Raw genomic sequence first — 12,126 nt, forward strand, 5'->3', positions numbered from 1 at the left:
TGCTCACACCCCGGTGACAAACCCGTCCAGCACACGTTTCTGGCCGGCCTTGTCGAAATCGATGGTCAGCTTGTTGCCGTCGATGGCCGCAATGTTGCCGTTGCCGAATTTCTGGTGGAAGACTCGGTCGCCGACATTGAAGGGGGATGGCGTGTCGGCAACGGATTTGGCGACCAGTTCGCCGTCGATGGTGCGGCCTTTGATCGAGGTGCGGCCGGCGCCATAGCCACTGTCGGTCTCGCCATAGCCGATGCGCTCGACCTGGTGGCCGGAGCGCGAGCCCCAGTTGCGGTCGGTCGCTTCGGTGCGGTTCTGTTGCGCGCGCTGCCAGCCCGGAGTCGCATAGGTGCTGGAGAAGGCGCCGGATTTCTCGGTGCCGACATTGTCGAATCGCGAAGCGCCGTAAGGATTCTGCCGTCCTGCCCCCTGGCCGCCCCGTCCGGAGGCGAAGGAGCCGCCGCCATAGGCATTGCCGTAACCGCCATATGAGTTGCCGCTCTCGGCGACCTCGACATGGGCTTCCGGCAATTCATCGAGGAAGCGCGACGGGATCGTCGATTGCCACAGGCCGTGGATGCGGCGGTTGGAGACGAACCACAAATGCAGGTTCTTCTTGGCGCGGGTCAGCCCGACATAGGCCAGCCGCCGTTCTTCCTCCAGCCCGGAGCGGCCGCCCTCGTCGAGCGCGCGCTGGTGTGGAAAAAGACCTTCCTCCCAACCAGGGAGAAAAACCGTCTCGAATTCGAGGCCCTTGGCCGAATGCAGCGTCATGATGTTGACGGCGTCGAGTTCGGCGTTCTGCTCGGCGTCCATCACCAGTGCGACATGTTCGAGGAACGAGCGCAGCGATTCATACTCTTCCATGGAGCGGATCAGTTCTTTGAGGTTTTCCAGCCGGCCGGGCGCTTCCACCGAGCGGTCGTTCTTCCACATGTCGGTGTAGCCGCTCTCCTCCAGGATGGTCTCGGCCAGCTCGATGTGCGGCGTGGTCTCCAGCGCCTTCTGCCAGCGTTCGAAATTGGCGGCGACTTCGCGCAATGCTGCGCGCGGCTTTGGCTTCAGTTCGTCGCTCTCGGCGAGTTTTTCCGCAGCCTCCAGCATCGGGATGCGAAGCGCCCTGGCGGTGTCGTGGATCTGGCGGATGGTGGCTTCGCCCAGCCCGCGCTTCGGCACGTTGACGATGCGCTCGAAGGCGAGGTCGTCTGCCCCTTGCGCGACGACGCGGAAGAAGGCCAGGGCGTCGCGGATTTCGAGGCGCTCATAAAAGCGCGGGCCGCCGATGACGCGGTAGTTGAGCCCCAGGGTGACGAATCGATCCTCGAATTCGCGCATCTGGAAGGAGGCGCGGACGAGAATGGCCATATCGTTGAGATTGTGCTTCTGCCGCTGGTAGGCTTCGATGGTTTCGCCAACGGCGCGGGCCTCTTCCTCGGAATCCCAGGCGGCATGGACATGCACCTTCTCGTCGTCCTCGGCGACCTTTTCGGTGAACAGCGTCTTGCCGAAGCGGCCTTCATTGTGGGCGATGAGATGGGAGGCGGTGCCGAGGATGTGCGCGGTGGAGCGGTAGTTGCGCTCCAGCCGGATGATCGCGGCGCCGGGGAAATCCTTGTCGAAGCGCAGGATGTTGTCGACCTCGGCCCCGCGCCAGCCATAGATCGACTGGTCGTCGTCGCCGACGCAGCAAATGTTTACGGTGGCTGGGCGCGGGTTTCCCTCCCCCTTGAGGGGAGGGTGGCCGGGCAAAGCCCGGCCGGGTGGGGTCCGTGCGGCAGTGCTCGACGCTCTGGCGGTGCCTTCTGAGGCGACCCCCTCCGCCCACTTCGCGGGCACCTCCCCCTCAAGGGGGGAGGATTGCGGCCGCTGGGCCAGCAGGCGCAGCCACATGTATTGGGCGGTGTTGGTGTCCTGGTACTCGTCGACGAGGATGTAGCGGAAGCGCTTGTGGTATTCCTTCAGCACGTCCGGATTGGCGCGGAAGATGCGGATCGGGTGGCACAGGAGGTCGCCGAAGTCGCAGGCGTTCAGCGTCTTCAGCCGCTCCTGATAGGCTTTGTAGAGCTCGCGGCCCTTGCCGTTGGCGAAGGCGCGGGCGTCGCCCTCGGCAATGTCGGCGGGGCCAAGCCCCTTGTTCTTCCAGCCGTCGATCATCTGGGCGAACTGCTTGGCCGGCCAGCGCTTGTCGTCCAGCCCTTCGGCCTGGATGAGCTGCTTGATCAGGCGCACGACGTCGTCGGTGTCGAGAATGGTGAAGTCGGATTTGAGTCCGGCAAGCTCGGCGTGGCGGCGCAGCAGCTTCACGCCAATCGAGTGGAAGGTGCCGAGCCACGGCATGCCCTCTATCTGATGGCCGACCAGCAGGCCAATGCGCTGCTTCATTTCGCGCGCGGCCTTGTTGGTAAAGGTGACGGCGAGGATCTGCCAAGGCTCGGCCCTCTTGGTCTCAAGGATGTGAGCGATGCGGGTGGTCAAGACGCGTGTCTTGCCGGTGCCGGCGCCGGCCAGCACCAGAACCGGGCCTTCGGTGGTTTCCACCGCCAGCCGCTGCTCGGGGTTGAGCCCCTTCAGATAGTCGGGTGCATTGTTGTGGCCGCTGCGGGCAGCCATGGCGCGCGCGGCGATGCCGGACGGGGCCGTGGGCCGCGCATTCGGTTCGTCAAAAAAGGGCATGTCTTCCGAAAAGCCGGACATTGTCCCCGAATGTAGTGATTCGGCAGCGAAAGGCCAGAAGTGTCTCCGTTTTGTTCTCAATCCAGGCGGGGGAGTTACAAATCCGGTAGAACACCACCTATAGCGCCGGCCTGCTTGACAGCCATGGCGGGCCGGAGAAAGTGGGACAGCGCACCAGTCGAAGGGTGTCATCCTGGACCAGCCGCCGGTCTGGCGGACCTGGGCTTGCGTCAGCAGCGCCTCACTGATCCGTGACTGGACCATGCGGGCTTCCACCCTATGTTGCGCGGCGGAAGTACTTCCCGAAGCTGAGGAGAGCGCTATGACGAAACCTAGACCTGCCAGCCCAGCCGTCACGACACCCGCCATTACCCAGGCGATGATCGACGCCTATGACGAATACACGCATCTGACGCTCGACCGGCGGCGCTTCATGGAACAGTTGACCAGGCTTGCCGGATCAGGTGCGGCGGCGGCCGCAATCGCGCCGCTGCTGGCTGCGAATTCGGCCCGGGCAGCGATCATTGCCGAGGACGATTCACGCGTGACCGGCGAGGACATCAGCTATCCCGGCAGCGGTGGCGAGATGAAGGGCTATCTGGTCAAGCCGGCCGGCCAGTCCGGCAAGCTCGGCACCGTCATCGTCGTGCATGAGAACAGGGGGCTCAACCCGCATATACGCGATGTGGCGCGGCGCGTGGCGCTGGAAGGATTTGTGGCGCTTGCCCCGGACTTCCTGTCGCCGCTCGGCGGCACGCCGGCCGACGAAGACAAGGCGCGTGAGCAGTTTTCCAAACTCGATCCGGCGCAGACCATCGCCAATGCGGTCGCAACGGTCGCTTTCCTCAAGGGATACGCGGATGGCAACGGCAAGGTCGGCGCGGTCGGCTTCTGCTGGGGCGGCGGCACGGTGAACACATTGGCTGCCAACGCGCCGGATCTGGCCGCCGCTGTCGCCTATTACGGCATGCAGCCGAAGGCCGAGGATGTGCCGAAGATCAAGGCGGCGTTGCTGCTGCATTACGCCGGGCTCGACACCCGCATCAATGCCGGCATCGACGCCTTCAGGAAGGAGCTCGATGCAGCCGAGGTCGAGTACACGATCTATGTCTATGAAGGTGCCAATCATGCCTTCAACAATGACACGTCCGCGGCCCGCTACGACAAGAACGCGGCGGACCTCGCCTGGGGACGGACGAGCGCCTTCCTCAGGGAGAAGCTGGCATAGAGCGGCGGACTCTCAGGTCGAACCGTGCCGCCGCTCCATGTTTTGGTTTGAGCATCGGATTTTCCCAAAACCGGCTGCCACTTTTGGGTCCGATGCTCTAGTCACGCGCCGGTTTGTGGAAAGCGACACCGGCCACCACCAGCGCGATGCCGAGGCAATTGGTAGGGCTGGGTATCTGGCGGAGCACGATGACGCCGATCAGCGTGGCGGTGACCGGCAGCAACGACAGCATCAGCGCGAAGCTCGATCGCGGCAGCCGCGACATGGCAATCTGGTCGCAGATATAAGGGATGACCGAGGAGCATATGCCGACGCCGATGGCGGCGATGAGCAGTGGCGGCGCCGAGAAGGCCGGCAGCGCATCGGTGAAGCCGATCGGCAGCACGATGAGACAGGCGACCGCCATCGCGGCACCCAGGCCGGCGATGCCGTCGCCAGCGCCGGCGCGGGCAACGCGATGGCCAAGCACGATATAGCCGACGAACAGCGCGCCGTTCAGGAAGGCCCAGAACAGGCCGATCGGGTCGCTTGACCATTTGACATCGATCAGCAGCAAGGTGCCGATGACGGCGACGGCAAGGGCTGCGAGATTGCGCGGGCTTCTGACGCCTACCAGCGCGACGCCGATGGTGCCGACGAATTCGATCGCCGCGACCAGCGAGATCGGCAAACGGTCGAGTGCCAGGTAGAAGGCGCAATTCATCACGCCGAGGCAAGCGCCAAAAGCGAGAAGCAGCAGTCGTGTCGGCCGGTCGGCGCGGGCGAAGACCGTCCAGGGCCGGGACAGCGGCGCGAAGACCAGGGCGGCCGTGACGATGCGCAGCCAAGCCATGCCGAGCACGCCGACATGCGGGAAAAGCAGCACGGCGAATGCCGGCCCGAGATAATGGAACACGGCGCTGACGCCGAACCAGACATGCGGCGGCAGCGAGGCCGCCAGCTTGCCAAAAACAGGGCCGGCGAGCGCAGGGACTGCGCCTGGGGCTTGCGCTTGATCATCCATAGGATCATTATCGCAGGCAATCTTTCCGGTTTATATGGATAATGACTAGCCAAAGAGCTCATTGATTTTCCAAAACCGAGGAGTTTTCCCTGAAACGCCTTCGAAACGAAAATTCCGACCTGGATGCGGCTGATCTGAAAATCCTTCGCCTGCTGGAAAAGGATGCGCGCACCAGCACCGCTGAACTGGCGCGCTCGGTCGGCCTGTCGGCGCCGAGCGTGGCCGAGCGTATCCGACGGCTGCAGGAGAGCGGCGTGATCGAGGCCTATACGGTGCGGATCAATCCGGCCGCGCTCGGCATGAAGCTGTCGGCATGGCTGCGGATCAGGCCAGTGCCGGGACAACTGGCTGTAGTGGCCGAGATCATCCGCGATTTGCCGGAGATCGCCCAATGCGACCGGGTGACCGGCGAGGACTGTTTCATCGCGCTGGCGCATGTCGGCTCGGTGGCCGAACTCGAACGGGTGATCGACCGCATCATTCCGTTTGCGATGACCAACACCGCGATCATCCAGTCGTCACCGGTGGTGGCGCGTTCGCCGCTGGCGGCGGTGAAGCACCAGCCCTGATGCTTGAGGGCGAATGAGCATCTGTCAGCAAGGCACCATTGGCGAAGCTGCCAATCTCCCCCTTGCGGGGAGATCGGACTTGGCTTCGGCTTTCGCCAACGACCGACGTTGGAAGGCAAGCGGGCGGGCAAACCGGAGAGTATTTCTTCCCGCACCGATCAGGCATGGCCGCGCTTCATCCGCGCCTGCTTCAGGATGGCGCGCCAGCGGATCATGGCGAAAGGGATCGGCTCGTTGTTGTTGGCGATGTGGAAGATCTCGTTGTTGAGGTTCTTCAGCGAGCGCCAGAAATCATAGTCGGTAATGCGTGGGTCGGCCGCCAGCCTGTCCGCCTCGACCTTGATATCGGTTTTCATGCACGTTTCCCGAACCGCTTCAGCCCCCGCCGGTCGTGCGGACGGTTTTCGGACGCCGCGCTGAGTCGTTCAACGCCTCAATTCGGCTTGTTCACGTTAAAACCTTGGTAAGGTTAACGGGACTGCGGTTCAAGCGTCTTGCGGCGAATACCGATCGAACGGCCGGCGCGTTCAGGCATCGGCAGCGCCGCATGGGCGGCGCGCATCGCTTCCACCTTGGCCAGGACATCGGCGGGGAAAGGCGCCACCTTCGGTCCGGACATGTCGACATGCAGTGACAGTGATTCGGAAGTGGCAGCGAGCCAACCGTCGACATGGCGGATTTCCTGGTAGGCCCTGAGCCGCTTATCGTCATGGTCGAGGAGTTGGAAGGAGACATTGACGTTGTGGTCGAGATGCAGCTCCCTGACATAGCAGACATGGACTTCCGCCGTGTAGATGGTCAGCCGCCGCCGCTTCACATAATCCGGCCCCAACCCCATCATTTCGAACGCTTCGTCGGAGCAGCGGTCGAACAGCACGTTGTAATAGGCCATGTTGAGATGGCCGTTATAGTCGATCCAGTCCTTCTCGATGTCCATGGCACGAGAGACGAAGGGGGCAGGGGTGGACATCGAAAACTTCCTTCTCGCTGGACAGGACGTGGTTGGTGAGACTACCCATCCATAAGTCCATAACAAGGGTGGACACTGGTCCATTCGCGGAGGAATAGATGGCTCTGAGCGACCTCAATCCGGTCGAGCGCAACGAAGAAGGCATCGCCGCTGTGCTTGGCATCCTCAAGCAGCGGCTCGGCGAGCGGTTCCAGACCGGCGAGGCGATCCGCGCCCAGCACGCGCATACCACCACCTACATTCCGACCCAGGCGCCGGATGGCGTGGCGTTTCCGGAGACGACGGCGGAGGTGCAGGAGATCGTGTCGACCTGCGCCGCGCACCGCGTGCCGGTGATCGCCTTCGGCGTCGGCTCCTCGCTGGAAGGCCATACCAACGCGCCGGGCGGCGGCATCTCGCTGGATATGTCGCGGATGAACCGCATCCTCGCGGTCAACCCGCAGGACCTCGACTGCACGGTCGAGCCCGGTGTGACGCGCGAGGATCTCAACCGCCATCTGCGCGACACCGGCCTGTTCTTTCCCATCGATCCGGGCGCAAATGCATCGCTCGGCGGCATGGCGGCAACGCGCGCGTCGGGCACCAATGCGGTGCGATACGGCACGATGCGCGAGAATGTTCTGTCGCTGACGGCGGTGATGGCCGACGGCGAGACGGTGACGACCGGCAAGCGCGCAAAAAAGAGCTCGGCCGGCTACGATCTGACGCGGCTCCTGATCGGCTCTGAAGGCACGCTCGGCATCATCACCCAGCTGACCCTGAAGCTGCAGGGCATTCCGCAGGCGATTTCCGGTGGCGTCTGCCCGTTTCCCAGCGTCGAGGCGGCCTGCAACGCGGTGATCGCGACAATCCAGATGGGCATTCCGGTGGCACGCATCGAACTGGTGAATGCGCTGCAGATGCGGGCGATGAAGAGCTATTCGAAACTCGATTATCCCGAAAGCCCGTGCCTGTTCGTCGAGTTCCATGGCAGCGACGCCGGCGTTGCCGAGCAGGCCGAAACCTTCGGCATGATCGCCGAGGAATATGGCGGCGGACCATTCCTGTGGACCAGCGTCGCCGAAGAGCGAACGAAACTGTGGAAGGCCAGGCACGATGCCTACTGGTCGTCGCTGACGCTGCGGCCGGGCGCCAAGGGGCTGTCAACCGACGTCTGTGTGCCGATCTCGCGCTTTGCCGAATGCGTCACGCAAACCGAAGCCGACATCGCCGAGATGGGGCTGATCGCGCCGATCGTCGGCCATGCCGGCGACGGCAATTTCCATGTACTGGTGCTGATGGACGCGGACGATCCGAAGGAAATCGCCGCGACGGAAGAGTTTGTCGCGCGGCTAAACATGCGGGCGATCGGCATGGATGGAACCTGTACCGGCGAGCACGGCATCGGACAAGGCAAGGTCGGCTTCCTGCGCCATGAACTTGGCCACAGCGTCGACATCATGCGCACGATCAAGCAGGCGCTCGACCCGCTTGATATCATGAACCCTGGGAAGATACTGCCAGCCGACTAGAGCTTTTTGCTCTTAGGGCGATCGATTTGCCTCTTTATCAACACGCTGATGCGGGTAGAGTGCGGCTGATTTTCAATCAACTGCTTGGGAGTTGATGCTCGCACGCCTGTTCGTTTTCTTCGGTGGCTTTTTCGTGCTGGTGCTGTGTGCGGCGCTGGTGGTGCCGTATTTTGTCGACTGGACAAGCTACCGTGCCGATTTCGAACGCGAGGCGAGCGCCATTCTGGGCCGCAAGGTCACCGTTCAGGGCGATGCGACAGCGAAACTGCTGCCGTTTCCTTCGGTGACCTTCTCGAATGTCACCGTTGCCGGCGGCCCCGGTGGCCAGCCGGCAATGACCGTCGAGACCTTTTCGATGGATGCGGAACTGGCGCCCTTCCTGAGCGGCGAGGTGCTGATCTTCGACATGCGGCTGGTGCGGCCGAGGGCGACGATCGACATTGCCGCCGACGGCACGGTCGACTGGGCGATACGCCCGTCCTCGCCCTTCGATCCCAGCCAGATCTCGATCGAAAAGCTGACGGTGACCGACGGAGAGATCGCGCTGCGCCATGCCGCCGGCGGGCGCAGCCACCTGCTTTCGGAGATCAATTCGACGATCTCTGCCAAATCGCTGGCTGGACCATGGCGGATGGATGGTTCGCTGCGGCTCGACGGCCTGCGCAGCACGGTCGTCGCCTCCACCGGCAAGGCCGGCAGCGATGGGCAGATGCGGCTCCGGCTCAAGGCCGATCCGGACGCCTATCCGCTGATCATCGAAGCGGATGGCAATGCCGGAATCGTCAACGGCGCCGCCATTTATTCGGGTCAGTTCAAGGTCGCAGGTACCGACAAGAATGGTGCCGACAAAAGTCCGGCGCGGCTTGGCGACACCGACGGTGAGGCGATGAAGGCCAGCGCGGCCAAGCCGGAGCCGGGGTTCAGGGTGAACGGCAAGTTCTCGCTCGATCACCGGAAGCTTGGTGTCGACGAATTCCGCTTCGAGACCGGGCCGCTCGATAATCCCTACACCGCCGACGGCAGGGCTGCCGTCGAGCTTGGGCCGCACCCAAGCTTTTCGATCGAGGCCGATGGCGCGCAGGTGCAGTTCGATGAAGCCGTCGGCGCCGCGACCGGCACCGGACTGACGCTGTCGGCGCGCGTCGCGGCGCTGGAGCAGGCGCTGCTCGATCTGCCCAGGCCGACCATACCGGGCACCGTCGAGGTGAAGCTGCCGGCGGTGGTGGCCGGCGACACGACGGTTCGTGACGTGCGCCTTTCCGCCGAGCCGGCCGATGCCGGCTGGTCGGTGAAGTCGCTGGGCGCGACGCTCCCGGGCCGCGCCAGGCTGGAAGCAAACGGTATGCTCAGTGTCGAGGATGATTTCGGCTTCACCGGTTCGCTGCTTCTGGCGGTGGGGCAACCTTCCGGCTTTGCCGCCTGGCTGTCGAAAGATGTCGACGAAGCGATCCGCCGGCTGCCGGCCGCCGGCTTCAAGGCCAAGGTCGACCTGACCGGGAAGCGGCAGGCCTTCAGCGACCTCGAACTCGTTCTTGGCAAGGCGAAATTTTCCGGTCGCATCGATTCCAGCCAGCCCGACGACGCCAGGCCGTCGGTGCTGATGCGGCTCGAAGGCGGCGAGCTCGATGTCGACGGCCTCGCCGCCTTCGCCTCGATCTTCATCAGCGACAAGGGCGCCAACCGTTTTTCCGACCGCGACCTCGATTTCCAGATCAAGGCCGGGCCGGTCAGTGCCGGCGGGCTGACCGCCGATACGGTCGATACGGCGCTCAGGCTCCGCGACGGGCTGCTTGAAATCGACCGTCTCTCGGTCGGCGGGCTTGCCGGCGCCTCGATCAGCGCCACCGGCCGGATCAAGGATTTCCCAGCGAGCCCGACCGGTAAGCTCGATGCCTCGGTGGTCGCCGTCGATCTCAAGCCGTTGGTCGATGTCGCGGCGAAGCACTATCCGGACAATGCCGTGCTGAAAGGGCTGGCGGGGCGTGTGGCCGCCTATCCCGAGCTGTTCCAGAATGCGCGCATCGATCTGGTGACGAGTGCCGCCGCCAATGGCGACGGCACGACGGGACTGGCGGTCAGCGCGCAAGGCAGGGCAGGCGGCTCGGCGTTTTCAGGATCGCTGTCCGGCAAAGGACTGGCCGATCGGCTTCTCGAGGCGCCGGTGTCCGTGACCTTCAACGCCAGGAATACCGACGCCACCGCGCTTCTGGCGCTTTACGGCCTACCGGCGCTGCCGCTCGGCATGCTTGGCGAGGCGACGACCGATGTTTCGGCGAAAGGCACGCTTGGCGGCGGCATGGCGACGAGCTTCAACCTCATCGGCAACGACTTCAAAGCCGGTTTCGACGGGACATTCGCCGGCACGCCACAAGGCCCCACAGCCAAGGGCAAGGTCAGTCTGGAGGCTGCCGACATCGAGCCGTGGCTGATGACGACAGGCGTCGGCTTGCCGGGCATGGGGACAGGCATGTCGACGTGGCTCGCGGCCGACGCCGATTTCGGCAACGGCCTTCTGGTGCTGTCCGGCCTCAGCGGCGCCATCAACGAGTTGGCGGTTTCCGGCGACGTCAATGTCGACGTCAAGGACGGGCTGCCGCATCTTGCCGGCGCGCTGGTACTCGATGAGCTGGATCTCGACCCGATGGCGGTGGCGCTGTTTGGTGACCAGGCCTTCCTGGGCGCCGGCAGGGCTTGGCCGACCGCCCCGTTCAGCCAGAAGTCCAGCCTGCCGTTCACCGCCGAACTCGACCTGACCACGGCCTCGCTGGTCGCCGGCCCGCTTGCCACGGCCTATGACGCGGCGCTTTCGCTGAAGCTCGACCAGGAAGGCATCCGCGTTTCGGACCTCAAGGCAAAGTTCGCCGGCGGTGCGCTTTCCGGGCTGTTCGAGCTGAAGAACAATGACGGCACCGGGCTTTTCTCCGGCCAGATGAAACTTGCCGGCGCCGATCTGGCCACCGTGCTGCCAGAGGCCGGATTCAGCGGAAGCGGCGATTTCTCGGCGGCGCTTTCGACCAGTGGCAAATCGGTCGATGCGATGGTTACGGCGCTGTCCGGTTCCGGCACGGCGGCGCTGAAGAGCTTGACCATTGCCGGCGTCAATCCCGACGCCTTTGGCGCCTTCATCGCCAAGGCCGACGCGATCGGGCGCGATATCGATGCGGCCAAGACTGCCGGGTTCGCGCCGCAGATCGCCGCGGACGGCAGTTTTCCGGCTGGGGATACCGACATCGCCTTCACAATTGCCGGCGGCACGCTGAGGGCACCGCCGGTCAACCTGGAAAATCCGGCGGCGAAGCTGTCCGCCGACATCACGGCGGACCTGAACGCCAGCACGGTCGCCGCCAGTGGTTCGATCACTTATCGGCCCGGCGACGAAGCGCTGGTCGGCTCCGATCCGACTGTGAATTTCAGCGTCGACGGGCCGTTCGGCGCCGCGAAGCGGCAATTCGACAGTGAGCCGCTGGCGCAGTTCCTGACCCAGCGCGCGCTGGAAAAGGAACAGCAGCGGGTCGAGGCCATGCAGGCGGCGCTGCTTGAAAAACAGCGGCTGCGGCGCGAGGTGCGTTACTACGCGGCCCTGCAAGCCGAGCGTGAGAGGGCAGCCGAGGAATTGCGCAAGCAGCAGGAGGCGGCGCGGCTGCAAGCCGAGGCAGATGCCAGGGCGAAGGCTGAAGCCGAGGCAAAGGCTCGAGCCGAAGCGGAGGCCAAAGCCAGGGCCGAGGCGGAGGCAAGGGCGAGGGCTGAAGCCGTGGCCAAAGCCAGGGCCGAGGCGGAGGCAAGGGCGAGGGCTGAAGCCGTGGCCAAAGCCAAGGCCGAGGCGGAGGCAAGGGCGAGGGCTGAAGCGGAGGCCAAAGCCAAGGCCGAGGCGGAGGCAAGGGCCAGAGCGGATGCCGAAGCGAGAGCCAAGGCGGCGCAAAAAGCGGCGGACGAGGCGGCGAAAGCCGAGGAACAGCAACGCCGGAAAGCGGAAGAGGCGAGGCGGATCGCTGCGGAACAACAGGCAAAGCTCGACGCCCGGCGCAGGGCGGCGGCTGAGCAGGCGCAGAAAATCGAGCGCGCGCGTCAGCCGCCGGCCAATGACAACCAGCCGCCAGCAGGATCCGCGCCAAAACCCACGCTTGAACCTTCGTCGATCGACAATCTGCTGAAGTCGCTGGGCGGCGGATAGCTCC

8 protein-coding genes are annotated in these 12,126 nt (G+C 64.4%); 4 read left to right on the forward strand and 4 right to left on the reverse strand.

The genetic code is table 11. The features are described 5' to 3' along the window. Positions 1-3 precede the first annotated feature (3 nt). Positions 4-2,691, reverse strand: a complete 2,688-nt coding sequence (locus AC0L3N_RS15515; RefSeq protein WP_473548422.1) for an ATP-dependent helicase — start codon at positions 2,689-2,691, stop codon at positions 4-6. A gap of 301 nt (positions 2,692-2,992) precedes the next feature. Here AC0L3N_RS15515 and AC0L3N_RS15520 point away from each other — a divergent pair, with 301 nt between their 5' ends. After that, positions 2,993-3,898: a dienelactone hydrolase family protein gene (locus tag AC0L3N_RS15520; RefSeq protein WP_123151934.1), complete on the forward strand. Its 906-nt coding sequence runs from the start codon at positions 2,993-2,995 to the stop codon at positions 3,896-3,898. Between the two features lie 97 nt (positions 3,899-3,995). Here the strand turns inward: AC0L3N_RS15520 and AC0L3N_RS15525 are convergent, their stop codons facing one another. Next, positions 3,996-4,901 carry an EamA family transporter gene (locus AC0L3N_RS15525; protein ID WP_473548423.1) on the reverse strand — a complete coding sequence of 302 codons (906 nt, stop codon included), beginning with the start codon at positions 4,899-4,901 and terminating at the stop codon, positions 3,996-3,998. 89 nt (positions 4,902-4,990) lie between these two features. Between AC0L3N_RS15525 and AC0L3N_RS15530 the strand changes: the two genes are divergently transcribed. After that, the gene (locus tag AC0L3N_RS15530; RefSeq protein ID WP_473548514.1) at positions 4,991-5,470 is read left to right on the forward strand and encodes an Lrp/AsnC family transcriptional regulator; all 480 of its coding nucleotides are present in this window, start codon (positions 4,991-4,993) and stop codon (positions 5,468-5,470) included. Between the two features lie 158 nt (positions 5,471-5,628). On the opposite strand, the gene AC0L3N_RS15535 is transcribed toward AC0L3N_RS15530, so the two are convergent. Both AC0L3N_RS15535 and AC0L3N_RS15540 read right to left on the reverse strand, forming a co-directional pair. Continuing rightward, positions 5,629-5,826 (reverse strand): hypothetical protein, encoded by a 198-nt coding sequence (locus tag AC0L3N_RS15535; RefSeq protein ID WP_023676715.1) that lies wholly within the window; start codon positions 5,824-5,826, stop codon positions 5,629-5,631. A 113-nt stretch (positions 5,827-5,939) separates the two neighbouring features. Then, complete coding sequence (locus AC0L3N_RS15540) at positions 5,940-6,440, reverse strand: thioesterase family protein (RefSeq protein WP_473548424.1); 501 nt, start codon at positions 6,438-6,440, stop codon at positions 5,940-5,942. Positions 6,441-6,538: 98 nt separating this feature from the next. On the opposite strand from AC0L3N_RS15540, the gene AC0L3N_RS15545 reads away from it, so the two are divergent. Then, a complete protein-coding gene (locus AC0L3N_RS15545; RefSeq protein WP_473548425.1) occupies positions 6,539-7,951 on the forward strand; it encodes an FAD-binding oxidoreductase in 1,413 nt (470 codons plus the stop codon). A gap of 94 nt (positions 7,952-8,045) precedes the next feature. Next, positions 8,046-12,122 (forward strand): AsmA family protein, encoded by a 4,077-nt coding sequence (locus tag AC0L3N_RS15550; protein WP_473548426.1) that lies wholly within the window; start codon positions 8,046-8,048, stop codon positions 12,120-12,122. Positions 12,123-12,126: the final 4 nt, after the last annotated feature.

The sequence above is a fragment of the Mesorhizobium sp. WSM4807 genome, from assembly GCF_055811615.1.

Bases quoted from the DNA above. Each gene is read 5' to 3' on its own strand.
- AC0L3N_RS15540 (WP_473548424.1), bottom strand. From the start codon at position 6,440: ATGTCCACCCCTGCCCCCTTCGTCTCTCGTGCCATGGACATCGAGAAG.
- AC0L3N_RS15545 (WP_473548425.1), top strand. From the start codon at position 6,539: ATGGCTCTGAGCGACCTCAATCCGGTCGAGCGCAACGAAGAAGGCATC.
- AC0L3N_RS15525 (WP_473548423.1), bottom strand. From the start codon at position 4,901: ATGGATGATCAAGCGCAAGCCCCAGGCGCAGTCCCTGCGCTCGCCGGC.
- AC0L3N_RS15515 (WP_473548422.1), bottom strand. From the start codon at position 2,691: ATGTCCGGCTTTTCGGAAGACATGCCCTTTTTTGACGAACCGAATGCG.
- AC0L3N_RS15550 (WP_473548426.1), top strand. From the start codon at position 8,046: ATGCTCGCACGCCTGTTCGTTTTCTTCGGTGGCTTTTTCGTGCTGGTG.
- AC0L3N_RS15535 (WP_023676715.1), bottom strand. From the start codon at position 5,826: ATGAAAACCGATATCAAGGTCGAGGCGGACAGGCTGGCGGCCGACCCA.
- AC0L3N_RS15520 (WP_123151934.1), top strand. From the start codon at position 2,993: ATGACGAAACCTAGACCTGCCAGCCCAGCCGTCACGACACCCGCCATT.